General features: G+C 73.0%; 20 protein-coding genes, 1 pseudogene and 1 riboswitch. Of the genes and pseudogenes, 12 read left to right on the top strand and 9 right to left on the bottom strand.

Annotated elements, in window-relative coordinates; all coding sequences use genetic code 11:
- The first annotated feature begins 3 nt into the window (after window positions 1-3).
- From ABZY13_RS19595 to recQ, 3 genes are all read left to right on the top strand, one after another.
- Window positions 4-1575 carry an NADH-quinone oxidoreductase subunit M gene (locus tag ABZY13_RS19595; protein ID WP_356632328.1) on the top strand — a complete coding sequence of 524 codons (1572 nt, stop codon included), beginning with the start codon at window positions 4-6 and terminating at the stop codon, window positions 1573-1575.
- Window positions 1572-3221 (top strand): NADH-quinone oxidoreductase subunit NuoN, encoded by a 1650-nt coding sequence (nuoN, locus tag ABZY13_RS19590; RefSeq protein ID WP_356632326.1) that lies wholly within the window; start codon window positions 1572-1574, stop codon window positions 3219-3221. The genes ABZY13_RS19595 and nuoN overlap by 4 nt, the downstream gene beginning before the upstream one ends.
- A gap of 307 nt (window positions 3222-3528) precedes the next feature.
- Window positions 3529-5508: a DNA helicase RecQ gene (recQ, locus tag ABZY13_RS19585; RefSeq protein ID WP_356632324.1), complete on the top strand. Its 1980-nt coding sequence runs from the start codon at window positions 3529-3531 to the stop codon at window positions 5506-5508.
- A gap of 22 nt (window positions 5509-5530) precedes the next feature.
- Here recQ and ABZY13_RS19580 read toward each other — a convergent pair whose 3' ends face one another.
- Window positions 5531-6469 (bottom strand): M56 family metallopeptidase, encoded by a 939-nt coding sequence (locus ABZY13_RS19580; RefSeq protein WP_356632322.1) that lies wholly within the window; start codon window positions 6467-6469, stop codon window positions 5531-5533.
- Window positions 6470-6671: 202 nt separating this feature from the next.
- The gene (gene fahA / locus ABZY13_RS19575) at window positions 6672-7904 is read right to left on the bottom strand and encodes a fumarylacetoacetase (protein WP_356632320.1); all 1233 of its coding nucleotides are present in this window, start codon (window positions 7902-7904) and stop codon (window positions 6672-6674) included.
- A gap of 197 nt (window positions 7905-8101) precedes the next feature.
- On the opposite strand from fahA, the gene ABZY13_RS19570 reads away from it, so the two are divergent.
- Window positions 8102-8986, top strand: a complete 885-nt coding sequence (locus ABZY13_RS19570; protein WP_356632318.1) for an HAD family hydrolase — start codon at window positions 8102-8104, stop codon at window positions 8984-8986.
- Between the two features lie 35 nt (window positions 8987-9021).
- Here the strand turns inward: ABZY13_RS19570 and ABZY13_RS19565 are convergent, their stop codons facing one another.
- A complete protein-coding gene (locus ABZY13_RS19565; RefSeq protein WP_356632316.1) occupies window positions 9022-9525 on the bottom strand; it encodes a transglycosylase SLT domain-containing protein in 504 nt (167 codons plus the stop codon).
- Between the two features lie 4 nt (window positions 9526-9529).
- Window positions 9530-9696, bottom strand: a riboswitch (cyclic di-AMP (ydaO/yuaA leader).
- A 545-nt stretch (window positions 9697-10241) separates the two neighbouring features.
- On the opposite strand from ABZY13_RS19565, the gene ABZY13_RS19560 reads away from it, so the two are divergent.
- From ABZY13_RS19560 to ABZY13_RS19540, 5 genes are all read left to right on the top strand, one after another.
- Window positions 10242-11252, top strand: coding sequence for a polyprenyl synthetase family protein (locus ABZY13_RS19560; protein ID WP_356632314.1), 1011 nt, complete (start codon window positions 10242-10244; stop codon window positions 11250-11252).
- A gap of 343 nt (window positions 11253-11595) precedes the next feature.
- Window positions 11596-12795, top strand: coding sequence for a DUF2092 domain-containing protein (locus ABZY13_RS19555; RefSeq protein ID WP_356632312.1), 1200 nt, complete (start codon window positions 11596-11598; stop codon window positions 12793-12795).
- 126 nt (window positions 12796-12921) lie between these two features.
- Window positions 12922-14043: an ABC transporter ATP-binding protein gene (locus tag ABZY13_RS19550; RefSeq protein WP_356632499.1), complete on the top strand. Its 1122-nt coding sequence runs from the start codon at window positions 12922-12924 to the stop codon at window positions 14041-14043.
- Window positions 14030-14920: an ABC transporter permease gene (locus ABZY13_RS19545; RefSeq protein WP_356632310.1), complete on the top strand. Its 891-nt coding sequence runs from the start codon at window positions 14030-14032 to the stop codon at window positions 14918-14920. The genes ABZY13_RS19550 and ABZY13_RS19545 overlap by 14 nt, the downstream gene beginning before the upstream one ends.
- Window positions 14921-15061: 141 nt before the next feature.
- Window positions 15062-16027 carry a hypothetical protein gene (locus ABZY13_RS19540; protein WP_356632308.1) on the top strand — a complete coding sequence of 322 codons (966 nt, stop codon included), beginning with the start codon at window positions 15062-15064 and terminating at the stop codon, window positions 16025-16027.
- Between the two features lie 144 nt (window positions 16028-16171).
- On the opposite strand, the gene ABZY13_RS19535 is transcribed toward ABZY13_RS19540, so the two are convergent.
- Window positions 16172-16708, bottom strand: coding sequence for a VOC family protein (locus ABZY13_RS19535; protein ID WP_356632306.1), 537 nt, complete (start codon window positions 16706-16708; stop codon window positions 16172-16174).
- A 28-nt stretch (window positions 16709-16736) separates the two neighbouring features.
- Window positions 16737-17177, bottom strand: a complete 441-nt coding sequence (locus ABZY13_RS19530; protein ID WP_356632304.1) for a helix-turn-helix domain-containing protein — start codon at window positions 17175-17177, stop codon at window positions 16737-16739.
- Between the two features lie 154 nt (window positions 17178-17331).
- Here ABZY13_RS19530 and ABZY13_RS19525 point away from each other — a divergent pair, with 154 nt between their 5' ends.
- Complete coding sequence (locus ABZY13_RS19525) at window positions 17332-18834, top strand: MFS transporter (protein WP_356632302.1); 1503 nt, start codon at window positions 17332-17334, stop codon at window positions 18832-18834.
- Here the strand turns inward: ABZY13_RS19525 and rarD are convergent.
- Window positions 18819-19556: pseudogene (gene rarD / locus ABZY13_RS19520) on the bottom strand (EamA family transporter RarD); the annotation flags it as partial. The gene ABZY13_RS19525 and the pseudogene rarD sit on opposite strands and share 16 nt — an antisense overlap.
- Before the next feature lie 248 nt (window positions 19557-19804).
- On the opposite strand from rarD, the gene ABZY13_RS19515 reads away from it, so the two are divergent.
- Window positions 19805-20392 (top strand): M23 family metallopeptidase, encoded by a 588-nt coding sequence (locus ABZY13_RS19515; protein WP_356632300.1) that lies wholly within the window; start codon window positions 19805-19807, stop codon window positions 20390-20392.
- Window positions 20393-20520: 128 nt separating this feature from the next.
- Here ABZY13_RS19515 and ABZY13_RS19510 read toward each other — a convergent pair whose 3' ends face one another.
- The 3 genes from ABZY13_RS19510 to ABZY13_RS19500 all read right to left on the bottom strand — a co-directional run bounded on the left by ABZY13_RS19510 (window position 20521) and on the right by ABZY13_RS19500 (window position 24709).
- Window positions 20521-23436: a BTAD domain-containing putative transcriptional regulator gene (locus ABZY13_RS19510; protein ID WP_356632298.1), complete on the bottom strand. Its 2916-nt coding sequence runs from the start codon at window positions 23434-23436 to the stop codon at window positions 20521-20523.
- The gene (locus ABZY13_RS19505) at window positions 23430-23579 is read right to left on the bottom strand and encodes a hypothetical protein (RefSeq protein WP_356632296.1); all 150 of its coding nucleotides are present in this window, start codon (window positions 23577-23579) and stop codon (window positions 23430-23432) included. Before ABZY13_RS19505 ends, ABZY13_RS19510 begins: the two co-directional genes overlap by 7 nt.
- Before the next feature lie 272 nt (window positions 23580-23851).
- Window positions 23852-24709, bottom strand: coding sequence for an SDR family oxidoreductase (locus tag ABZY13_RS19500; protein WP_356632294.1), 858 nt, complete (start codon window positions 24707-24709; stop codon window positions 23852-23854).
- A 182-nt stretch (window positions 24710-24891) separates the two neighbouring features.
- Between ABZY13_RS19500 and ABZY13_RS19495 the strand changes: the two genes are divergently transcribed.
- Window positions 24892-25284: a helix-turn-helix domain-containing protein gene (locus tag ABZY13_RS19495; RefSeq protein WP_356632497.1), complete on the top strand. Its 393-nt coding sequence runs from the start codon at window positions 24892-24894 to the stop codon at window positions 25282-25284.
- Window positions 25285-25333 lie beyond the last annotated feature (49 nt).

The following is a 25333-nucleotide window of genomic DNA, read 5'->3' as shown; positions in this document are numbered from 1 at the left end:
CCGATGTCCTTTCCTCTGCTGACAGCGACGGCGGTGCTCCCGGCGGTGGGGGCCATCGCCACGGCCGCCGTGCCGGCCGCGCGGCGCACCGCCGCCAAGTGGCTGGCCCTGCTGGTCTCGCTCGCCACGCTCGCCCTCGCCGTGGCGGTCCTGGTCCGCTTCGACCCCGACGGCGCCCGCTACCAGCTCACCGAGTCGCACTCCTGGATCGCGGAGTTCGGCGTCCGGTACGAGCTGGGCGTGGACGGCATCGCGGTGGCGCTGATCGCGCTGACCGCCCTGCTGATCCCGTTCATCATCCTGGCCGGCTGGCACGACGCCGACCCGCTGGAGACCGGCAGCAACCGGTGGCGGCCCACGCAGGGCTTCTTCGCCCTGATCCTGGCCGTCGAGGCGATGGTGATCATCTCCTTCGAGGCCACCGACGTCTTCCTCTTCTACATCTTCTTCGAAGCCATGCTGATCCCGATGTACTTCCTCATCGGCGGCTTCGGGGACCGTGCCCACGAGCACGGCGAGAAGGCGGCCTCGACCCAGCGGTCGTACGCGGCCGTGAAGTTCCTGCTGTACAACCTGGCCGGCGGTCTGATCATGCTGGCCGCGGTGATCGGCCTGTACGTGGCCGCCGGGAGCTTCTCGCTCCAGGAGATCGCCGAGGCGCGGGCGAGCGGCTCGCTGGAGATGGCGACGAACACCGAACGCTGGCTGTTCCTCGGCTTCTTCTTCGCCTTCGCGGTCAAGGCCCCGTTGTGGCCGCTGCACACCTGGCTGCCCAACGCCATGGGGGAGGCCACCGCCCCGGTCGCCGTCCTGATCACGGCGGTCGTGGACAAGGTCGGCACCTTCGCGATGCTCCGCTTCTGCCTCGGGCTGTTCCCGGAGGCGTCGGAGTGGGCGACGCCGGTCGTCCTGGTGCTGGCCCTGATCAGCATCATCTACGGGGCGCTGCTCGCGGTCGGCCAGCGCGACATCAAGCGCCTGGTGGCGTACGCGTCGATCTCGCACTTCGGCTTCATCATCATGGGCATCTTCGCGATGACCAGCCAGGGCCACTCCGGCGCGACGCTCTACATGGTCAACCACGGGATCTCGACGGCCGCGCTGATGCTGGTGGCGGGCTTCCTGATCTCGCGGCGCGGCTCGCGGCTCATCGCCGACTACGGCGGTGTGCAGAAGGTCGCCCCGGTGCTCGCCGGCACCTTCCTGATCGGCGGCCTCGCCACCCTGTCGCTGCCGGGGCTCGCGCCGTTCGTCAGCGAGTTCCTGGTCCTGGTCGGCACCTTCGCGCGCTACCCGGTGATCGGCATCATCGCCACCCTCGGCATCGTCCTCGCCGCGCTCTACACCCTCGTCCTCTACCAGCGGACGATGACGGGCCCGGTGAAGGCGGAGGTCGCCACGATGCCGGACCTGCGGGTGCGCGAACTGGTGGTGGTGGCGCCGCTGATCGTGCTGCTGGTCTTCCTGGGCGTCTACCCGAAGCCCGTCACGGACATCGTGAACCCGGCCGTGAAGCACACCATGTCCGACGTCGACAAGAAGGACCCGGAACCCGACGTGGAGGCGGCCAAGTGAGCACAACAGCCGTCCACAGCCTGTGGACAACCGCGGCCGACCCGATCTCGAAGATCGACGCGCCGAAGATCGAATACGGGCAGCTGTCGCCCATCCTGATCGTGCTGGGCGCGGCGATCGTCGGGGTGCTCGTCGAGGCGTTCGTGCCGCGCAAGTCCCGGTACTACGCCCAGATGTTCGTCTGCGTCGTCGGCCTCGCCGCCGCCTTCGCGGGCACCGTCGCCCTCGCGGCGGACGGGTACGGCACCACCAAGGCCCGCATCGCCGCGATGGGCGCCATCGCGGTCGACGGACCGGCCCTGTTCCTCCAGGGCACCATTCTGCTGGCCGCGCTGGTCAGCCTGTTCACCTTCGCCGAGCGGCGCCTCGACCCCGCGGCGCACGGCAACCGGGTCGACTCCTTCGCCGCCCAGGCCGCCTCCGTGCCGGGCAGCGACAGCGAGAAGGCCGCGGTCAGGGCCGGGTTCGCCACCACCGAGGTGTTCCCGCTGCTGCTGTTCGCGGTCGCCGGCATGCTGCTCTTCCCGGCGGCGAACGACCTGCTGACGCTGTTCGTGGCGCTGGAGGTCTTCTCCCTGCCGCTGTACCTGATGTGCGCGCTGGCCCGGCGCAAGCGGCTGATGTCGCAGGAGGCCGCGGTCAAGTACTTCCTGCTCGGTGCGTTCGCCTCCGCGTTCACGCTGTTCGGCATCGCCCTGCTGTACGGCTACTCGGGCTCGATGTCGTATGCGACGATCGCGCGGGTCGTCGACGGCACGGTCCCGGAGGTCACCCCGGCGCTCGCCAACACCATGGGCAACGACGCGCTGCTGCTGCTCGGGGCGGCGCTGATCGTGATGGGCCTGCTGTTCAAGGTCGGCGCGGTGCCGTTCCACATGTGGACGCCGGACGTCTACCAGGGCGCGCCGACGCCGGTCACCGGCTTCATGGCGGCGGCGACCAAGGTGGCCGCCTTCGGCGCGCTCCTGCGCATCCTGTACGTGGTGCTGCCGGGGCTGCGCTGGGACTGGCGGCCGGTGATGTGGGGCGTGGCGATCGTCACCATGCTGGGCGGCGCGATCATCGCCATCACCCAGACCGACATCAAACGGCTCCTGGCCTACTCGTCGATCGCGCACGCGGGCTTCATCCTCGCCGGCGTCATCGCCACCACGCCCGAGGGCGTCTCGTCCGTCCTCTTCTACCTGGCCGCGTACTCGTTCGTGACGATCGGCGCGTTCGCGGTGGTCACGCTGGTGCGGGACGCGGGCGGCGAGGCGACGCACCTGTCCAAGTGGGCCGGGCTCGGCCGCCGGTCGCCCCTGGTGGCGGCGGTGTTCGCGGTCTTCCTGCTGGCCTTCGCGGGCATTCCGCTCACGTCCGGCTTCGCGGGCAAGTTCGCCGTGTTCAAGGCGGCGGCGGAGGGCGGCGCGGGCCCGCTGGTCGTGGTCGGCGTGATCTCCTCGGCGATCGCGGCGTTCTTCTACATCCGCGTCATCGTCCTGATGTTCTTCAGCGAACCGCGGCCCGAGGGCCCGACGGTCGCGGTCCCGTCCCCGCTGACGGTGACGGCGATCGGGGTGGGCGTCGCGGTCACGCTGGTGCTGGGCGTGGCGCCGCAGTACTTCCTGGAACTGGCGGGCGACGCGGGGGTGTTCGTGCGCTGATCCGCTGCGCGCCGATGCGGCGACGGCCCGGCGCCCCGCGTGAGCGGGGCGCCGGGCCGTCGCCGTACGGGCTCACCCGTTCTCGTCGCGCCGGGTCCTGATCGCGATGAGGTACACGTCGACGGGGGAAAAGGGGGCGGCGACCTTCCTCGACGTGCGCGCGAGTGGAACACCCGCACACGTGTGACCGATCGTCGTGTTCTTGCCGGCTTTCCCGGAGGCGGGTCTGTGGACAACTTCCGGGCCTGTCGGTGCGGACGCCTATCGTGGACGCAGTGGTCGAGACGCGACGTACGGGGGGCCGGCGATGGGCGGGACGGGCGGGATCGGTGCGATGACAGCGGTAGCCGAGAGCGAGGCGGTGGCCACGCTGCGCAAGGTCTTCGGGTACGAGGCCTTCCGCGGCGAGCAGGAAGCGGTCGTCGAGCATGTGGTGGCCGGCGGCGACGCCGTCGTCCTGATGCCGACCGGCGCCGGAAAGTCGCTGTGCTACCAGATCCCGGCCCTGGTCAGACCGGGCACGGGCGTCGTCGTCTCGCCGCTCATCGCCCTGATGCAGGACCAGGTGGACGCGCTGCGGGCGCTCGGCGTGCGCGCCGGGTTCATGAACTCCACGCAGGACTTCGACGAGCGGCGGACGGTGGAGGCGGAGTTCCTCGCCGGGGAGCTGGACGTCGTCTACCTCGCTCCGGAACGGCTGCGGCTGGAGTCCACGCTGGACCTCCTCTCCCGCGGCAAGATCTCCGTCTTCGCCATCGACGAGGCGCACTGCGTGTCCCAGTGGGGCCACGACTTCCGCCCCGACTATCTCGCGCTGTCCCTGCTCGGCGAGCGCTGGCCCGACGTCCCGCGGATCGCGCTCACGGCGACGGCCACCCGTGCGACCCACCAGGAGATCACCCAGCGGCTGAACATGCCGCGCGCCCGGCACTTCGTGGCCAGCTTCGACCGGCCCAACATCCAGTACCGCATCGTCCCCAAGGCCGACCCCAAGAAGCAGCTGCTCTCGTTCCTCCGCGAGGAGCACCCCGGCGACGCGGGCATCGTGTACTGCCTGTCCCGCAACTCCGTGGAGAAGACGGCCGAGTTCCTCAGCAGGAACGGCATCGAGGCGGTCCCGTACCACGCCGGTCTGGACGCGGGCACCCGCGCCGCGCACCAGTCCCGGTTCCTGCGGGAGGAGGGCCTGGTCGTGGTGGCGACCATCGCCTTCGGCATGGGCATCGACAAGCCGGACGTCCGCTTCGTCGCCCACCTCGACCTGCCCAAGTCCGTCGAGGGCTACTACCAGGAGACCGGCCGCGCCGGCCGCGACGGACTGCCGTCCACGGCGTGGATGGCGTACGGGCTGGGCGACGTCATCCAGCAGCGCAAGCTGATCCAGTCCGGCGAGGGCGACGAGGCGTTCCGGCGCCGGGCGCAGGCCCACCTCGACGCGATGCTCGCGCTGTGCGAGACCGCCCAGTGCCGCCGGGCCCGGCTGCTCGCCTACTTCGGCCAGGACCCCGAGCGGGAGGCCTGCGGCAACTGCGACACGTGCCTGACCCCGCCGGAGACCTGGGACGGCACGGTCGCGGCGCAGAAGGTGCTGTCGACGGTGGTGCGGCTCCAGCGGGAGCGGGGGCAGAAGTTCGGCGCGGTGCAGATCGTCGACATCCTGCTCGGCAAGCGGACCGCCAAGGTGATCCAGTTCGACCACGACCAGCTGTCCGTGTTCGGCATCGGGCAGGAGCTGACCGAGGGCGAGTGGCGGGGCGTCATCCGGCAGCTGCTGGCCCAGGGGCTGCTCGCGGTCGAGGGGGAGTACGGGACGCTGGTGCTGACCGAGGCCAGCGGCGCGGTCCTGCGGCGCGAGCGGGAGGTGCCGCTGCGCAAGGAGCCGAAGAAGCCGGTGGCGGCGAAGGCGTCGGGTTCCTCGTCCGGGCGGGGCGAGCGCAAGGCCAAGGCAGCGGTGGCCGAGCTGCCCGAGGAACTGCTCCCCGCCTTCGAGGCCCTGCGCGCCTGGCGTGCGGAGCAGGCCCGGGAGCAGGGCGTCCCGGCGTACGTGATCTTCCATGACGCCACGCTGAGGGAGATCGCCACGGTCTGGCCCACGTCGGTCGCGCAGCTCGGCGGGATCAGCGGGGTCGGCGAGAAGAAGCTGGCGACCTACGGGGAGGGCGTGGTGGCGGTGCTGGCCTCGCTGAGCGGGGGCGGCGGCGGTGCGGAGCCCGGACGGGAGTGGGAGTCGGACCCGGAGCCCGACCTGGAGCCCGCCCCGGAGCCCGAGCCCGAGGACTGGGCGTAGGCGGGCGGGGGCGCGCGCTCTTTCAGCCCAGTGCCGTCAGCCCCGGGGCGAAGGTGATCAGCAGGGGCAGCAGAGGGGCCAGGCCGGCGACCGTGGTGGTGAGGGCGCGGTGCCGCCGGTCCAGCCGGGGCGGCGGGGCCAGCAGGCGGTCCACACGTTCGCCCAGCAGCCGGCGGCTGGAGGCGCAGGACAGCACGCCCCGGTGCTGGTTCAGCTCGATCAGGGCCAACGCGGTGGTCAGGTGGCCGCAGCGGCGGGAGGCCGTGTCGTCGGCGGCGAGTTCGACCAGCCGGCGCGTCTGGTCGCAGAAGTGGGCGAAGAGCGGGACCCGGGGGAAGCCGGTGGCGAGGGCGGTGGACAGATGCAGCAGCCAGTCGTGGCGGGCGCGGGCGTGGCCGCGCTCATGGGTGAGGACCGCGTCCAGCTGGTGGTCGGTGAGGCGGTGCAGCGCCCCGGTGGTGACGACCAGCTGGGAAGGGTGGCCGGGCATCCACCAGGCGTCCGGGTACTCGTCCTCCAGCACGAGCAGCGGGCCGCGGGAGGCCGGCAGCCCGGCGGGCAGGTCGGGGGCGCGTTCCCGCAGGTGCGCGCGGGCCCGGCCGCGGCGGCGGCGGGCCTCGGCCAGCTCGCGGGTGAGCATCGCCGTCGTCCAGGCGGCGCCGCAGGCCAGCAGCAGGGTGAGGGCAGCAGCCCAGGCCGGGGCGGCGGACAGGTCGTAGGCGGCGGTGACGGCGGGCGGCGCGGGCGCGAAGACATGGTCGCGCACGGTCTGGAAGAGGGCCGCCGCGCCCAGGACGAGCGCGGCCAGGCAGCACAGCAGGACGGTGGCGACCAGGCACTGCCACACCCACAGCCCGACCACGGGTTCGCGTTCGGTCCACGCGGCCCGGGTCAGGGCGCGGGGGGCCGGTACGGCGGCCGTCAGGGCGAGGAGGCTCAGCAGGAGCAGGCAGACGGTCATGCCACGGGCTCCGGATCCTGGTCGGGAGTGGGGCGGCTGCGGTGCGGGGCGGTGCGCGCGACGAGGCGGTGCGGCGCCGCGCGCGACGCTCCGGCGTGCACCGTACGCCGCCAGTATGACGGCGACGGGCCGCCGGAGTCAGGGGTGCGGCGCCACCTCGTCCCGGGCGGCGCCGCCCAACCCCGTGGAGCGCCCGCGAGGTTCAGCCGGCCGCGACGACGCGCCCCGTCACCTCCCCGAGGCCCACGCGGGCGCCGTCCGCCCCCGGGGCCCAGGCCGTGAGGGTGACGACGTCGCCGTCCTCCAGGAAGGTCCGCCTGCCGTCGGGGAGTTCGAGCGGGTCCCGCCCGTTCCAGGTCAGCTCCAGCAGCGAGCCGCGCTGACGCTCCTCGGGCCCGCTGACCGTGCCGGAGCCGTAGAGGTCGCCGGTGCGCAGGGAGGCGCCGTTGACGGTCATGTGGGCGAGCTGCTGGGCCGCGGTCCAGTACATGGTGGAGAACGGGGGTTCCGAGACGACGTGGCCGTTGACGGCGACCGAGATCCGCAGGTCGTAGCCGCCGGGCTCCTCGTCGCCGTCGTCCAGGTACGGCAGCAGGGGGTGCGTCCGCCGCGGCGGGGCCACGCGCGCCGCGTCCAGCGCGTCCAGCGGGGTGATCCACGCCGACACGGAGGTGGCGAAGGACTTGCCGAGGAACGGGCCGAGGGGGACGTACTCCCAGGCCTGGATGTCCCGTGCGCTCCAGTCGTTGAGGAGGCACAGGCCGAAGACGTGCTCGCGGAAGGCCGACAGCGGCACCGGCGTGCCCATCGGGGAGGGCGTCCCGACGACGAAGCCGACCTCCGCCTCGATGTCCAGCCGGACGGACGGGCCGAACACGGGCGCCGCGTCGGACGGGGCCTTGCGCTGGCCGGCGGGGCGGACGACGTCGGTGCCGGAGACGACGACCGTGCCGGAGCGGCCGTGGTAACCGATCGGCAGATGCTTCCAGTTGGGGGTGAGCGAGTCGGCGGCGTCGGGGCGGAACATCCGGCCGACGTTGCGGGCGTGGTTCTCGGAGGCGTAGAAGTCGACGTAGTCCGCGACCTCGAAGGGCAGATGCAGGGTCACCGAGGACAGGGGGTGCAGCAGGGGGGCGACGGTCTCGCGGTGGGAGGGCACCGTCACCCAGGCGGTCAGCGCGCGCCGCACGTCCGACCAGGCGGTGCGGCCGGCCGCGAGCAGCGGGTTCAGGGTCGGCCGGGCGAGCAGGTCGGCGTACGGGGAACCGAGCGCCAGAGCCGCCGCGCCCGCGTCGAGGACGTGATCGCCGAGGCGGACGCCGACCCGGCGCTCGGCGGACTCGGGGGAGCCCGTGGCGTCGGTGAGCGAGAAGACGCCGTACGGAAGGTTGTGCGGGCCGAAGGGGTCGCCCTCGGGGAGATCGAAGGGGGGCATGGGGTGCTGCCTCACTTTCGTACGCGCGGACCGGGTAGTCGCCGCACACGTTACGGCCGGGGCGGCCCTCTTGGGCAGCGTCCCCCGCGGGCCCGTTCCGCCGTGTCGTGAAGGCGCCCGGAACCAGGGCCGGTTGACGTCGGAGACGGTGAACGGGGTGGTGAACGGACCCGGCCGGATGTCCGTATTCTCTGATCATGGCCGCACCCCTCGCGCGCACCACCGCACCCGCCGCGCACTCCGCCCCCGCGCCGCACACCGCCCCCTCGGCGGACCCCGGCGCGTACTCGCTCATCGCCACCGATCTGGACGGCACGCTGCTGCGCGGCGACGACACGGTCTCCGACCGGACCCTCGCCGCCCTCGGGCGGGCCGTGGGGGCAGGCGCCCGCCACCTCGTGGTGACCGGCCGCCCGGCGCCCCGGGTGCGCCCGCTGCTGGAGCGACTCGGGAACAGGGGGATCGCGGTGTGCGGGCAGGGCGCGCAGGTGTACGACGCCGGGGCGGACCGCCTGCTGTGGTCGGTCACCCTGGACCGGGAACTGGCGGAGACCGCGCTCGGCAAGATCGAGGCCGAGCTGGGGGAGGTGTACGCCGCCGTCGACCAGGACGGCGTGGACGGGCTGACCCTCATCGAGCCGGGTTACCGGATGCCGCACCCCACGCTGCCCGCCGTACGGGTCGGCCGGCGCGCCGACCTGTGGAGCGAGCCGATCAGCAAGGTGCTGCTGCGCCACCCCGGCCTGACGGACGACGAGCTGGCGACGGTGGCCCGGGCGGCGGTCGGCTCGCTCGCGACCGTCACCATGTCCGGGCCGGGAACGGTGGAGATGCAGCCGTGCGGCGTGACCAAGGCGACCGGCCTGGCGATCGCGGCCCAGCACCTCGACGCACGCCCCGCGCAGACCATCGCCTTCGGGGACATGCCCAACGACATCCCCATGTTCGACTGGGCCGCGCACGGCGTCGCCATGGCCAACGCCCACCCCGAGCTGAAGGCGGTCGCCGACGAGGTCACCACGTCGAACGAGGACGACGGCGTGGCCGTCGTCCTCGAACGTCTGTGGGCGGGGACCCCGTGAGGGGACGGGGCGCGGGCCCTGAGAGGGGGGTGGGCTCAGTAGGCGCCGAACACGTTGTCGATCGAGCCGTAGCGGTCGGCCGCGTAGTTGCAGGCGGCGGTGATGTTGGAGACCGGGTTGTACGGGTCGTAGGCGGTGCCGGGCACGTGGTAGGCGGCGAAGGTCGGGTCGATCACCTGGAGCAGGCCCTTGGAGGGCGTGCCCTTGGCGGCGTTGGAGTCCCAGTTGTTGATCGCCCACGGGTTGCCGGACGACTCGCGCATGACATTGCGGTGGATGCCGTTGTAGGTGCCGGGGATGCCGTGCTGGGCCATGATCGCGAGCGACTGGCGGATCCAGCCGTCGAGGTTGTTGGTGTACGCGGCGGTGGTGGCGGTCGTCGCGGCCGGGGCGGCCGCCGGGGCCGCCGAGGCGCCGCTCGCGCCGACGAGCGGCAGGGCGAGCACGGCCGCGCCGGTGCCGGCGACGGCGAGCTTGCGGGCGAGGCGGCGGGCGGTGCGGGTGGTCAGGGCACGGCTGTGCTGACGGCTTGCGGGCATGTCGAAATGTCCTCTCCGTCGCCTGCGAGGTGAGCTGTCGGGTTCGGGCTGGGAGGTGCCCGGCCGCGCGCCGGAACGCGCGGCTTCACCCCGAGCCGGTCCGGCGTCGTGCCGGCCCGGCGACTTACCTGGGTCCCCCGCTCCTGCCGTGCGAGTGGTCGTTGGTGGTGTGCGGGCGGTGGCAGGACTCGGCGTCCGCCCGACAGGCCGGGAACGTATGCGAGGGAACATGCCGGGAACAAGCGGCGGAGTCACACCACGGGCGATTTGATCTCTGTCCGGCGGGTTTGGCGCACTTGATCCTTTGTCGCCAGGGAGGTCAAATGGCCTGCGGTTCAAGGGGTGTCGCGTGTGGCGCAGGTGAATTCCGCGGGTACGGGGACGTGAGTGACCTCACGGTCGCGTGCAAGTCAGGCAAAACGGGCAAATGCGGCTAAGGGGTTATCAAATCGTCGCGGCGGGAGTGGGCTTGCCGGAGTGGGCGGGGGCGGGTGTCGCGGCGATTCGGGGAGAGTGCGAAACCGGACGAAACGGTGCGAAATAATCCCCGCTGGGTGGTCAGAAACCCGCCAGTCATGATCCGATACCGGCCGAGCCGTAACGCCGGGCGCTGGCGGTGATCGAAACGTGACCGGATACGCTGACTTGAGTGAAGGCAGCGACGTATCGACAAACCGTGTAATCCCCAGTAGACACCAGCAGACAGGAGACCCCTCGTGACCGTCGTCGGGCCGTTCGGGCTGAGCGTGCGGGACCAGGCTCTGGAAGCCGATGTCCACGCCGGATTGACGGCTGTCGAGGAGGGACTGCTCGAGGCCACCAAGAGCGAGGTCCCCTTCATCACCGATGCCGCGCAGCACCTGGTGCGGGCCGGCGGGAAGCGGTTCCGTCCGCTGCTGGTGATGCTCGCCGCGCAGTTCGGCGACCCCTACGCGCCCGGCGTGGTGCCCTCCGCAGTGGTCGTGGAGCTGACGCACCTCGCGACGCTGTACCACGACGACGTGATGGACGAGGCGGACGTGCGGCGCGGGGTGCCCAGCGCGAACACCCGCTTCGGCAACTCGGTCGCGGTGCTCACCGGCGACTTCCTCTTCGCGCGCGCGTCGCACATCCTGGCCGACCTCGGACCGGAGGCGGTGCGGGTCCAGGCGGAGGCGTTCGAGCGGCTGGTCACGGGGCAGATCCTGGAGACGGCCGGACCGTCGGACGGCCGCGACCCGGTCGAGCACTACCTGGACGTGCTGTCCGGCAAGACGGGCTCCCTGGTCGCCGTCGCCTGCCGCTTCGGCGCGATGATGTCCGGCGCCGACGAGTCGGTCGTGGACGTCCTCACCCAGTACGGCGAGCGCCTCGGCGTCGCCTTCCAGCTCGCCGACGACGTGCTGGACATCGCCTCCGACTCCCACGAGTCCGGCAAGACGCCCGGCACCGACCTGCGCGAGGGCATCGCCACGCTGCCGGTGCTCCGGCTGCGCGAGCGGGCGGCCCGGCTCGGGCTCCCCGAGGACCTCGCCCTGTGCGAACTGCTCGACTCCGACCTCACCGACGACGACCGGCACGCCGAGGCGCTCGCCGCCTTCCGCCGCCACCCCGCGCTGGAACACGCCCGGCGCGACACCATCCGCTACGTCGAGGCCGCACGCGCGGCGCTCGCCCCGCTGCGGGAGTGCGACGCCAAGGCGGCGCTGGAGGAGATGTGCGACGCGGTGGTCCACCGCGCCGGTTAGCCGCCCGTCGCGGCGCGGCCCCACGGGTCCGGTCGCCGGCTGTCGTACCGCAGCTTCGGGGGTCCGGTCGGTCGGCCGTCGCGGCGCGGACTCACAGGTCCGTTGACTGCCCGTCGCACCCCACCCCTACGGGGCGGGGGAGAAACCGCCCTGTCCCGTCATACCGCAGGAGTACACGGAGTTGGCTCTGCGGTCTGACGATTTTCCTTGCCGTATTTGGTCAGATGGATGCACTGAAGGACACCACTCCTCACCGATTCGGGTGAGAATGGCGGCTCGGGGTGGACAAGTGCGAGCACCTGTACGACGGGCGGCCGCCGCCGACGACGGAGGTAAGGCACACATGGCACCGTACGCATCCGACGACAGCACCACCGCCGCGGAGGACGACGACCTGCGCGCGGCGCGACGACGCAGGGCCGCGCGGTACGGCGTGCCCGCCGCGGTGATCGGCATCGCCGCGGGAACCATCGGACTGGTTCCGGCGATAGCCGACTCCGGCAGCCCGGACCTGCCGAAGATCACCGCCGAGGAACTGATCGAGAAGATCGCCGCGTCGGACGTCCAGCAGCTGTCCGGCACCGTGAGGATCAGCACCGACCTCGGCCTGCCCGACCTGGGCGGCCTGGAGAGCGGCATGCTCTCCGGCGCGGCCGGCGCCGACGGCGAGGGCTCCTCGGCGGACCCGGCGGCCAGGCTCACCGAGCTGGCGTCCGGCTCTCACACCCTGCGCGTCGCCGCCGACGGCCCGGACCGGCACAAGGTGTCCCTGCTGGAGGACGCCGCCGAGTACAGCCTGATCCACAACGGCAAGGACGTCTGGGGCTACGACAGCGCGTCCAACGAGGTCTACCACGCCACCGTCGACGAGCACGGCGGCAAGCACGAGAAGCAGGCGCCCGCCACGCCCCAGGACCTCGCCGAGGAGGCCCTGAAGGCGGTCGACGACACCACGTCCGTGACCGTCGACGGCACCGCCCAGGTCGCGGGCCGGGACGCCTACAAGCTGCTCATCGAGCCCAAGCAGACCGGCTCCACCGTGGGGGCCATCAGCATCGCCGTCGACGCGGAGACCGGCCTCCCGCTGAAGTTCACGCTCACCCCCGCGAGTGGCGGCGCCGCTGTGGTGGACGCCGGCTTCACGCAGGTCAGCTTCGCCGAGCCGGCCGCGTCCACCTTCGACTTCACCCCGCCCAAGGGTGCGAAGGTGACCGAGGACGACAGCGTGGAGGCCCCGGCCCACGCGGGCAAGTCCGAGGAGGACCTGGCCAAGGGCTTCCAGGGCGCCGAGGTCGTCGGCGAGGGCTGGAACGCCGTCGCGGTTCTCGACACCGGTGCCGAGGGCGGGGTTCCCACCGAGGCCGCGGGCGGCGAACTGGGCGGCTTCCTCGGCTCCTTCGGCGACCGGGTGAGCGGCGACTTCGGCTCGGGCACCGTCTTCAAGACCCGGCTGATCAACGCCCTGATCACCGAGGACGGCACCGTCTACGTCGGCGCGGTCACCAAGGACGCGCTGGTGAAGGCGGCCGACGCGGGGCAGTAGGACCGTACGCGCGTACGGGGGGTCGTACGCGCGCACGGCGTGTCGTACGACGAAACGAGGGAGCCGATGGACGAACCGTCCGCCGCGGGGCCGCACCCGTCCGCCACCGGGGCGGACGGGCCCGCCATGGGGGCGGACGGGTCCGCCGCGGGGAGGGGCCGGTCCGTCACGGGTCCGGGCCGCTCCGCCGCAGGGCACGGCTCGTCGCTCACGGAGCAAAGTCCGGGCTCGTCCGCCGCGGGGGCGGAGGCTTCCGTCACCTCTGCGGGCCCGGACGCCGCGGGGGCGGATTCGTCCGTCACGGAGCCGGGTCCGGAGGGGGCCGTGATCCACACCCGGGCGCTCACCAAGCGCTTCCGCGGCGGACAGCTCGCCGTCGACGGTCTCGACCTGACCGTCCCGGCGGGCAGCGTCTTCGGCTTCCTCGGTCCCAACGGCTCCGGCAAGACCACGACCATCCGTATGCTGATGGGCCTGATCGAACCCACGTCGGGCACGGCGCACGTGCTGGGGCGGCCCATGCCCCGCGCCACGCGCGCCGTGCTGCCGCACGTCGGCGCGCTCATCGAGGGGCCGGCCCTCTACGGCTTCCTGTCCGGCCGCGACAACCTGCTGCGCTACGACGCCGCCGACCCCACCGCCGACCCCCGCACCCGGCGCGCCCGCGTCGCCGCCGCGCTGGAACGGGTGGGGCTCGCGGCGGCCGGCGGCAAGAAGGCGAAGGCCTACTCGCTGGGAATGAAACAGCGCCTCGGCCTCGCCGCCGCGCTGCTGCGCCCGCGCCGGCTGCTCGTGCTGGACGAGCCGACCAACGGGCTCGACCCGCAGGGCATGCGCGAGATCCGCGCCCTGATCAGAGAACTCGCCACCGAGGGCACCACCGTCTTCCTCTCCTCCCACCTGCTCGACGAGATCGAGCAGGTGTGCACCCACGCCGCCGTGATGGCACGCGGCCGGCTCGTCACCCAGGGCGCGGTCGCGGACCTCGCGGCCGGCATCCGGGGGCGGCTCGTGGTGACCACGCCGGACACCGGGGAGGCGGCCCGGGTGCTGAAGGAACGCGGGATCGGCGACGTCGTCGTCATCGAGGAGCGGGTGACCGGGGAGCCGCCGGAGGGCGAACTCGCGGAACTGAACGCCGCGTTGGTGGCGGCGGGGGTGCGGGTGCGCGGGTTCGGAGTGGAACGGGCCTCGCTGGAGGACGCGTTCGTGGCGCTGACCGGGGAGGGCTTCGATGTCGCAGGCTGAACTCGCACGTCCCGGACGGACACCGGGCCCGCTGTGGACGTTCGGGCTGCTGCGCGGTGAACTCGCCCTCACCTTCCGGCGCTGGCGCACGCTCGCGCTGCTCGGGGTGCTGGCCGCCGTGCCGGTGCTCGTCGGCATCGCCGTGAAGATCGAGACCAGTGACGGCTCCGGTCTCGGCGGGGGAGGCGGACCGGAGGGCGGCGAAGGACCCGCGTTCATCGCGCAGATCACCAACAACGGCCTGTTCCTGGTGTTCACCGCCCTCGCCGCGACGCTCCCGTTCTTCCTCCCGATGGCCGTCGGCGTCGTCGCGGGCGACGCGATCGCCGGTGAGGCGAGCGCCGGAACCCTGCGCTATCTGCTGGTCGCCCCCGCCGGCCGGACCCGGCTGCTGCTGGCCAAGTTCGCCACCACGATCGCCTTCTGCCTCGCCGCCACCCTCGTCGTCGCCGTCTCGGCGCTGGCGGTCGGCGCGCTGCTGTTCCCGCTCGGCGAGCTGACGACCCTCTCGGGCACGCGGATCGGCTTCAGCGAAGGCCTGGTCAGAGCCCTGCTCATCGCCCTCGTCGTCGCCGCCTCACTGGTCGGCGTCGCGGCGCTCGGCCTGTTCGTCTCGACGCTGACCGGCAGCGGCATCGCGGCGATGGCGACGACCGTCGGCCTGCTCATCACCGTGCAGATCCTCGACCAGATCCCCCAACTGCACGCCCTCCACCCGTACTTCTTCTCCCACTACTGGCTGTCCTTCGCCGACCTGATGCGCGAGCCCGTCTACTGGGACGACCTGGTGAAGAACCTCGGCCTCCAGGCGCTGTACGCGGCCGTCTTCGGCTCGGCGGCGTGGGCGCGGTTCACGGCGAAGGACATCACCACCTGAGCCCTGGGACGAGGCTGTGACGCGCCGGTGACGCATCCACGGGCCACGAGCGGCGACACTCGAGGCACAGACACGAGTAAGGGACCGGAGCCGGCGAACCAGGCTCCGGGCACGAACGTGAAGGAGGCGCAGGTGGCCCCGGTGGCACCCATCGACGTCCGTGTCCCCGGCGCCGGGCCGGACTCCGGCAGCGCCTCGATCGGCGGCGTGCGCATCGTCGCCGCGCCGGGGGAGGAGCTTCAGCGCACCGTCCTGAAGCACCTCCACCGTATCGCCCTGACCATGGGCGGCCCCGTCCTCGCCACGGTGCACGACGAGCGCATCGGCTACGTCGTCCCGCTCGAGGTCCACCCGGACGGCTCCAGCCGCTACACCGCCGAGCCGGTGCCCACGCCCACGTCCCGGCGGCAGCCGGCCGCCCCGGCGTCCACGCCCCCACGGCAGCCGGGCGCCCCCGTGCCCACCGGCGTCTTCGGACCGCCGCCGGTCATGGACGACGCCCCGCCCGTCCAGGCCGTTCCCGCCACCGCAGCCGTGCCGGCAGCCGCCGACCTCGACCCCGGCCCGGAGCCGGTCCCGCCCTCGACCTTCGACGCCGTCGCCGAGGCACTCCTCGGCGACGCCCCCGAAACGCCCCGCACCGCCCCGATCGGCGACGCCGTGCGGGCGGGCCGCCCCGAGGAGGCCGCGGCCCTGGCCGAACGGGCCCTGTCCGAGGCGTCGGCGACTTACGCCCCGGACCACCCGGAGCACCTCGCCGTCGTGGAACTCGCCGCCTACGTCGCCTATCTGGCCGCCGACCCGCTGCGTGCCTTCCGCCTCAGCGTCGACGCCGCCCGCGCCCGCCACCGCACCGGCGACGAGGACAGCGCCTACGGCAACGTCCAGAGCGCGGCGACGGCCTGGCGTGCGGTGCGCGACCCGGCACTCGGCCTGGAACTGGGCCACGAACTGATCGCCCTGTGGACCGCGCTCGCCGCCGGAAACGGCCCGGCCGCCGCGGACGCCGAGGAACTGGACGCCGCCCGCACCCGCATGGGTCGCCTCACGCGACGGGCCGCGGCGGTCCGAGGCGCGGGAGGAGGCGGTCCGAGGCCCGTCGCGTGAGGCGGTTCGGGGCCCGGGAAGACGGCGGTCCGAGGCCCGTCGCGTGAGGCGCGGTCTGGGGCATGGGGCGAGGCGGCTGTCCGAGCATCTGCGGACTGCGCGCCTCCGCTGCCGTCGATCCGTCGATCCGTCGCTGCGCGGTCGTCACTGCACGCAGAATTCGTTCCCTTCCGGGTCCGACATGACCACCCACGCCCCGCCGGCCTCCCTCACCTCCCGCAGCACACGGGCACCGAGGCCGCGCAGCCGCTCCACCTCGGCGTCGCGCCGGCCCGGCTCCGGATGCAGGTCCAGATGCAGGCGGTTCTTGCCCGACTTCGGCTCCGGAACGCGCTGGAACAGCAGCCGCCGCCCCAGTCCGGTCCCGCTCTCCTCCTCGCAGGGGTCGTCGGGGTGGCGTACGGCGATCAGGTCCCGGAAGGCCGGGCGGCCGTGGAAGTCGACGGTGGCCCCGGCGGGGAGCACACCGGCCTGCGTGAGCCGCTCGATCAGCGCGCTGTTGTCCTCGACCAGGTAGCCGAGCGCGGCGGCCCAGAAGTCGGCCTGCGCGTGCGGGTCGTGGGCGTCGATCACCAGCTTCCAGTGGAGCGGGGCAGGCGCCGGGGAGGCGGGCGGGCGTTCCGTCCGCTCCCCGGTCACGGTCTCCGTGGGCTCCTCGGTCACGCGGGAATCGTCAGTCATGCGGGACATCCTCGGGCATCGGGACGCCTCACTCGGCCGCGCTGCGCGCCTCCCGCGCGTCGTACTCCGCCCGTGCCCTGGCGATCTCCTGCTGGTGCTCCTCGGTCCATGTCACCAGCGAGCGGATGGTCGTGTGGAGGGTGGCGCCGAGCGGGGTGAGCTCGTAGTCGACGCGGGGCGGCACCACCGGGTGCACCGTGCGCCGGACCAGGCCGTCGCGCTCCAGCTGGCGCAGGGTGACGGTCAGCATGCGCTGGCTGACCCCGTCGATCTCGCGGCGCAGCTCCGTGAAGCGCAGCCGGCGGTTCTCCAGCAGGGCGATGACCAGCAGCGACCACTTGTCGGCGACCCGGTCCAGGATCTGCCGTACCTCGCAGCCCTCGCGGGTGTCCCACTGGAAGGGGTCGTCGTCGCCGTGGTCCACGGTGCTCGCGCAGTTACTCGGTGACTTAGAAGTGCCTACTTCCATGTCTGTCGATACTGCCGGAGGCTGGGTCCGGTTACAAGAGGGAAGCGGCCCTCACTCGGGTAACCCCTGACGTCCGCAATCCCTGACGCCCGTCATTGCTGACGCCCGTAATTCCTGACTTCCGTCTTTTCCCGTGCCTACGTGAGGAGTACCGATGGGCACCCGTGCCTGGGCCCTGTTGCTCGTGCTGTGCGGAACGATCTTCCTGGAGGGCATCGACGTCGCGATGATGGCCATCGCGATCCCGTCGATCAGATCCGATCTGGGCCTGTCGACCGGGACCGCGGCCTGGGTGATGAGCGCCTATGTGCTCGGCTACGCCGGCTTCACGCTGCTCGGCGGCCGGGCCGCCGACCTGCTCGGCCGGCGCCGGATGTTCCTCGGCTGGCTCACCGTCTTCCTGCTCTTCTCCGGCCTCGGCGGTTTCGCCACCGAGGGCTGGATGCTGGTCGTCGCCCGTTTCGTCACCGGCGTCGCCGCCGCGTTCATGACGCCGGCCGCGCTGTCGCTGATCACGACCTCGTACGAGGAGGGCGAGCAGCGCAACAAGGCCCTGCTGGTCTTCGCGGGCACCGGGGCCGGCGGCTTCTCGCTCGGCCTCGTCATCGGCGGACTGCTCACCCAGCTCGGCTGGCGGTGGGTGTTCTTCGCGCCGGTACTGCTGGCGGCGGCGCTGCTGGTGGCGGCGGTGCGGGTGGTGCCGGGCGGCGGGGCGGAGGGGGCCGGGGCGGTCGGCCTGCTGCGGGGAGCCGAAGGGACCGGCCGGGGCGGGTTCGACCTGCTCGGCGCGGTGACCGTCGCCGGCGCCATGCTGCTGGCCGCCTACACCGTCGTACGGCTCGAACACGGTCTGCACGACTGGCCGTGGACCGTCGCGTCCGGGGCCGGGGCGCTGGTGCTCGGCGCGGTCTTCGTCGCCGTCGAGCGGCGGGCCGCGGCCCCGCTGGTGCGGTTCGGCATCCTGCGGCACCGCGCCATGGTCCGCGCAGACCTGGGGGCGCTGCTGTTCCTGGGCGCCTTCTTCGGCTTCCAGTTCGTGGTGACGCTGTACCTCCAGGAACTGCGCGGCTGGTCGTCGCTGCAGACGGCGCTCGCCCTGCTCGTCATGGGCTGCGACGCCGTCCTCGCCCCGACCCTCACCCCGCGACTGGTCACCCGCTACGGCAACGCCCGCGTCATCCTCGGCGGCTTCGTCCTGGCGGCAGTCGCCTACGCGCTGTTCCTGCCCGTGGGCATGGACTGGTCCTACGCCGCCATGTTCCCGACGCTGATCATCTCGGGCCTCGCCTTCGCACTGGCGTACGGCCCGCTGACCATCGCGGCGACCGACGGCGTCGCGGAGGAGGAGCAGGGGCTGGCCGGCGGGCTGCTCAACACGGCGACGCAGTTCGGCTCGGCCCTCGGCATCTCCGCCGTGACCGCCGTCTACGGCTTGGCGTCGACCGGGGCCGACACTCCGGAGGACACGCTCTCCGCCTTCCGTACGGCGCTGGCCGTGCCGGTGGTGATGGTGGTGGCCGGCGCGTTCCTCTCCGCCCTCAGCGTGCGGGCCGTGCGGCGCGCGGTGCGCAGCGCGTCCCAGGTGAGCATCGACAGCGCCAGCCAGACCAGCGCGAACCCGGCCCAGCGCTCGGGCGGCATGGCCTCGTCGAAGTAGAAGACGCCGAGCAGGAACTGGAACACCGGGGCCAGATACTGCAGCAGGCCCAGCGTGGACAGGGGCACGCGGATCGCCGCCGCGCCGAAGCAGACCAGCGGAAGCGCGGTGACCACGCCGCACGCGGCGAGCAGCAGCGCGTGCCCCGGTCCCTCGGCGGCGAAGGTGGAGCGGCCCTCGGCCGACAGCCACAGCAGATAGGCGAGCGCGGGCAGGAACTGGATCGCCGTCTCGGCGGCCAGCGACTCCAGACCGCCGAGGTTGAGCTTCTTCTTCACCAGGCCGTAGGTGGCGAAGGAGAAGGCGAGGACCAGGGAGATCCACGGGGGCCGGCCGTAGCCCACGGTGAGGACGAGCACCGCCGCCACGCACACCCCGACCGCGACCCACTGCACGGTCCGCAGCCGCTCCTTCAGCAGCAGCACGCCCATCGCGATGGTGACCAGCGGGTTGATGAAGTACCCGAGCGAGGCCTCGACGACGTGGCCGGCGTTCACGGCCCAGATGTACAGGCCCCAGTTCACGGTGATCACCGCCGCGGCCACCGTGATCAGCCCCAGCCTCCGCGGCTCGCGCACCAGTTCCCGGGCCCACGCCCAGCGCCGTACGACCAGCAGCGCGGCGCCGACGACCACCAGTGACCACACCATCCGGTGGGCGAGGATCTCCATCGCGCCGGCGGGCTTCAGCAGCGGCCAGAAGAGCGGGACGAGGCCCCACATCCCGTAGGCCGCGAAGCCGTTCAGCAGTCCTATGTGCCGTTCGCCCCTGGACTCGCCGGCCACGGCCCCTCCTTCTCGCACACCCACGCTCACGCACCCTTTCGGAAGAACGACGGTAACGCCGTACGGCCCCGCCTGTCATGCTCGTATCGCCATACGGTCATGACAGGCCGGGTCGCCTTTTGTATCCGCGTTGTATGCGCGCCTCCTTCAATCGCCGCGTCACCTCGGCGACCACGGGAGGAACCATGCGGAGACGTAAGAGACACGGCCGTCGGCTGCTCGCGGCGCTGTCCGGCCTCGCCGCGCTGGTCGCGGCGGCCCCGGCGGCCGGCGCGACGACGGGCGCGGCCTCGGAGCAGGCGGTGGCGGCCGACACCCGGCCCGCGTTCCGGATGCCGTTCGTCTGCGGCCAGAGCTGGCGCGGCAGCAACTGGCAGGGCCACAGCCCCGCCCACTCCATCGACTGGAACCACTACGACGCGAACGGCAACCCGGACGACCTCGGCCGCCGCGTCCTCGCCAGCGCCGGCGGCACCGTCCTGTCCTCGTACTACGCGACCGACACCGGCTACGGGCACACGGTCGTCATCGGTCACGGCGACGGCTGGCGCACCCGCTACGCCCACCTGAACACCCGTGACGTCCAGGTCGGCGACACCGTCACGCGCGGCCAGCGGATCGGCACGGTCGGCGCGTCGTCCGCGCTGTACGACATCTCCCCGCACCTGCACTACGAGCAGATCCACAACGGCAGCGTCGTCGTCGCGGTGGTGCAGGGCGTGACCTGGTACGACTACCTCGTGCGCTACCAGACCAGCACCAACGGCTGCTGAGCCTCCGGGCCCGTCGGGCCCGCCGTGTGCTCGTGAGCCGCGCCCGGTGTGCCGGGCGCGGCTCGGTGCGGCAACCGTTGTTCCGGGTGGGGCTCGGTGCGCCAACCCGTGCGTGTTCCGTGCGGGGCTCAGCGCAGCGACCGCAGCTTCGCGTCCACCAGCTCCGCCTCGGCGCGCACGTCGAGCCGCCGCCAGGCCGACAGCGACCGGTGGAAGTAGCGCCGCGCGGTCTGCTCGCGTCCCGTGGCGTGATGCAGCTCGCCCAGCAGACACGCCACCCGCGCCTGCGCCCGCCGGTCGCCGAGCCGCTGCTGCACGGCCAGTGCCCCGACCAGCAGCGCCGAGGCCCGCCCCGCGTCGCCCTGCCGCAGACACAGCTCCCCGATGCTCTGTCGCACATACGCCGCGCAGTGCGTGTCGGTCAGCTCGTCGAAGATGGCCAGCGCCCGCTCCAGCTCCTCCCGGGCCGACCGCGGCTCCCCGCGCAGTTCGTGCAGTACGGCGACACGGCGGCGTACCTGCGCCTCGCGGTGCCGGTCGCCGACGTCGCGCGAGAGGGCGAGGGCGTTCGCCAGCCAGGGCGCGGCGGCGTCCGGGTCGCCGCGCTCCAGCCAGACGGAGGCGATCGCGTTGTGCGCGACGGCCTCGCCGTGCCGGTCGCCCGCGTCCCGGAAGGCGGCCAGCGCCTCGGCGAACGACGCCAGCGCGGCTTCCGGATGGCCGGTCACCCGCTGCACGGAGCCGGCGCCGAGGACCGCGAAGGCCTCGCCCGCGCGGTGCCCGAGGGCGGCGAAGACCTCCCGCGAGCGGTCGAAGGCGGCGCGCGCCTCGCCGTAGCGGTCCTGGTAGAGGTGGAGTTGGCCGAGGTTGCGCAGGAGAGCCGCGGAGGCGGCGTCGACGGGGGTGGGGGTGAGGATGGGGGCGGGGAGGGCTGCTCGGTCCGGGGTGCCGCGCGCGGCCTCCGACGCACCGGGAACGGCGGTCGGAACACCGGGAACGGCGGTCGGGACACCGGGAACGGCGGTCGGGACACCGGGCATGGTGGTCGTAACACCGGGCATGGCGTCCAGGACCAGTCGGTGGGTGCGCAGCCAGTCGCCGTAGTAGCCGCGCATGTCGAAGAAGCCCGCCAGTTCCACGGCCAGCGCGGCGGCCCGCGCCGGCTCGCCCAGACGCAGCGCGCACTCCACGGCGGCGACCAGGATCCGGCGTTCGCTCTCGAACCACTCGACCGGCCTGGCCCGCACGGCCGCGGTGATCCCGGCCGCCGGACCGGGCAGCGGCGTCCGTTCGCCGGGGACGCCGAGCACTCCGAGGAACCGCGTCGGCATGGCGGCGTTGGCACAGCGGGCCAGCGCGATCAGGGTGTCGACGGCCCCCAGCACGCGCCCGCGCCAGATCCGCGGCCCGTCCGTCTCCGTCTCGGCGAGTTCACGCGCGTAGATACGGAGCAGGGCATGCATGCGATAGCGCTGAAGGCCCAGCGGGTCGGCGCCCACCGCCTCCACCAGATGTTCGTCCAGCAGGGTCTCCAGGGCCCGGGCGGGCTCTGTCGGGCTGCCCATCGTGACGGACACGAGCCAGCCGGGCACCGGTTCGTCGGGGAGCCGGCCGAAGGCGCGGAAGGCGGTGGCGGCCTGCTCGGGCAGATACCGGTAGCTCAGCTCCGCGCTCGCCCGCACCTCCATCTCGCCGGTCTGCAGCTGGTCGAGCCGGCCGCGTTCGTCGTGCAGGAAGTCGGCGAGCGCGCCGACGCTCCAGCCGGGCCGGTTGGCCAGCCGGGCGCCGGCGATCCGCACGGCCAGCGGCAGTGAGCCGCAGCCGGTGAGCACCCGGTCCGCGTCCGGGCCGGCCGCGCGCAGCCGGTCCTCGCCGACGATCCGGCCGAGCAGGGCGCGGGCCTCCTCCCGGCGCATCACGCCGAGCGGGCAGTGGTGCGCGGGCAGGGACGGCATCCGGCGACGGGAACTGACCAGCACCGCCGAGCCGCCGGTGCCCGGCAGCAGCGGCCGGACCTGGACGCCGGTCGCGGCGTCGTCCAGCACGATCAGGACCCGGCGCTGGGCCAGCCGGGAGCGCAGGAGCGCGGCCCGCTCGCCCGGTCCGGCCGGCATGGCGGCGTCGATGACGCCGAGGCCGCGCAGCATCTCCGCCAGCACGTCGGCCGCCTCCCGGGGCCGGTCGCTGAGGCCGCCCAGCTCCACGAACAGCTGCCCGTCCGGGAACCTGTGCCGCACCCGGTGGGCCACATGGACGACCAGCGTGGACTTCCCCGACCCCGGCGGCCCCGAAACGACGGCGACGACCGGACGCCGCCCGGCCCCGGCCAGCAACTCCTCCAGGGCGGCGACCTCGGTGTCGCGGCCGGTGAAGTCGGGCACGTCCATCGGCAGCTGGCACACCGGCGCGGCCGGGGCCGTACGACGCCGGTCCGTGAGGCCGTTGACCTGCTCGCCGGCCGCGCGCAGCGGGGCGCCGGGAGCGACGCCGAGTTCGGCGGCGAGGATCCGTTCGGCCTCGGCGTAGGCGGCACGCGCCTCGGTGACCCGGCCGGCCCCGTGCAGGGCGCGCACCAGCATCTGCCACAGGTCCTCGCGCAGCGGGTCCTCGGCGAGACGGGTCCGCAGGTCCGCGACGAGCGGCGCGTAGTCGCCGAGCCGCAGCCGGACCTCCAGGCACTCATCGACGGCGAGCGAGCGCAGCTCCTCGATCCGGGTGAGGACCGGGTCCCAGACCACGCTGGAGGGCAGGTCCTGGAGGACGCCGCCGCGCCACAGGGCGAGCGCCGCCTCGTAGCCGCGCAGGGCGGTGACGCCGTCGCCGCGGTCGCGGGCGGCCCGGGCGGCCTCCAGACGATGTTCGAAGAGCTGCAGATCGTGGTCGACGGGTTCGACGTCCAGGGCGTAGCCGGAGGGCAGGGTGCGCAGCCCGTCGGTGGCGATGCCCGCGGCCGTCAGGATCCGGCGTAACGCGCGGACGTAGGTGCGGACGTTGGCCACCGCCGAACGGGGCGCGCCGCCCGGCCACAGCACCTCCGTCAGCACGTCGAGCGAGACGACGACCCCGGCTGCAGCAGCAACGTCGCGAGTACCGCGCGCGGCTTCGGACCGCCCAGCCGCAGCGGCTCCGGCCCGCCCCGCGCCCGCACCTGGAGCGGGCCCAGCACGCCGAATATCGGCTCCCCCATGCGCCTGCCTCCGTGACAGCCCGTGACAGTCCGTGACTGCGGCTCAGCGTAGCCGTACGCCGAGTCGCCGAACAGGAGTTCAGCGATCCAGTACGGGACCGACACCGGAGGGCCACTTCCCGTCGGCCCGGCCGGAACCGGGCAGTGTCCGGGGGAGTCGGGCGGGTGTCCGGGGGAGCGGCAGGCTCTCGGGGGAGCCGGGCGGGTGTCCGGGGGAGCGGCAGACTCCCGGGAGGGGAACCGTGCAGGCGTCCGGGGGAGCCGGCGTGGCGTCAGGCGGCCTTCAGCCCGGTGGCGATCGCCTCGGCGAGCGGCGTGGACGGACGCCCCGTCAGCCGGGACAGGTCGCCGGAGTCGACCACCAGCTCACCCTTCTCGATGGATGCGTCCACGCCCGCCAGCACCGCGGCGAACGCCTCCGGCACCCCGGCCCCGGCGAGGATGCCGGTCAGGTCGTCGGTGGAGACGGACCGGTAGACGATCTCCCGCCCGGTCTGCCGGCTCAGCTCCGCCGCGTACTCGGCGAAGCTCCACGCCTCGTCGCCACCCAGCTCGTACGTCCTGTTCTCGTGCCCCTCGCCGGTCAGCACGGCGACGGCCGCGGCGGCGTAGTCGGCGCGCGCGGCGGAGGAGACCCGGCCCTCTCCGGCGGCGGACACGACCGCGTCGTGCGCCAGCACCGGGGCCAGGTTCTCGGTGTAGTTCTCGTGGTACCAGCCGTTGCGCAGCAGCACATACGGCACGCCCGAGGCGAGGATCGCCTCCTCCGTGCCCCGGTGGTCGTCGGCGAGCGCGGCCGAGAGGGTGCCGGGAGCGCTGGTGTAGGCGAACAGGGCGACGCCGGCCGCCTTCGCCGCGTCGAGCACGACCCGGTGCTGGCCGACCCGGCCCTTGCCGAACTCGTTTCCGGAGATCAGCAGCACCTTGTCGCCGGGGGCGAACAGGTCGTCGAAGGTCTCGGGCGCGTTGTAGTCGGCAACGGCGATCCGCGCGCCGCGCCCGGCGAGGTCGGCGACCTTCTCCGGGGTGCGCACGACGGCGGTGATCCCCTCGGCCGGAACCCTCTCCAGCAGCTGCTCCACGACGAGGCGGCCGAGCTTTCCGCTGGCTCCGGTGACGACGATGCTCATGGTCTGGCTCCTTCGGGGTTCGTTGTGTCACTAACCCTAGAAGGGGCGCTAACCATAAGATAGTACCCACTTTGAAGTAAGGTACTGGTGTCAAAGTAAGTGGGTCTGGGTGAGTGATTGCCCGTAGGCGCCTGGAGGCGAGTTCAGTGGGACCGAGTGAGAACGCGGCCGCCCGCGAGGCCATGTGTCCGCACCGGCTGGTCCTGGAGCACGTCACGAGCCGTTGGGGCGTCCTGGTGCTGATCGCGCTGCTCGACCGCTCCTACCGGTTCAGCGAGCTGCGCCGGGAAATCGGGCGGAGCGTCACGGTCAGCGAGAAGATGCTGGCCCAGACCCTTCAGACCCTGGAACGCGACGGCCTCGTCCATCGCGACGCCAAGCCGGTCATCCCGCCGCGCGTCGACTACTCGCTCACCGACCTGGGCCGGGAGGCCGCCGAGCAGGTGCGGTCGCTGGCGCAGTGGACGCAGAGGCGCATGGACGACGTGGAACGTGCCCGCACGGCCTACGACGAGGCCCGGGCGGTGCAGTCCGCCCGGGTTTCGTGTGGGGGTGTCGTCCGGGTCAGTCGGTGACGGTCCAGGTGTCGTTGCCGGTGAGGAGTTGGGCGAGGTCGCCCTTGCC

Origin of the sequence: Streptomyces sp. NPDC006610 (assembly GCF_040611575.1) — a bacterium.
Taxonomy (GTDB): Bacteria; Actinomycetota; Actinomycetes; order Streptomycetales; family Streptomycetaceae; genus Streptomyces.
Note: the sequence above shows the minus strand (reverse complement) of the source record. Positions and strands in the feature narration are given on the sequence as shown.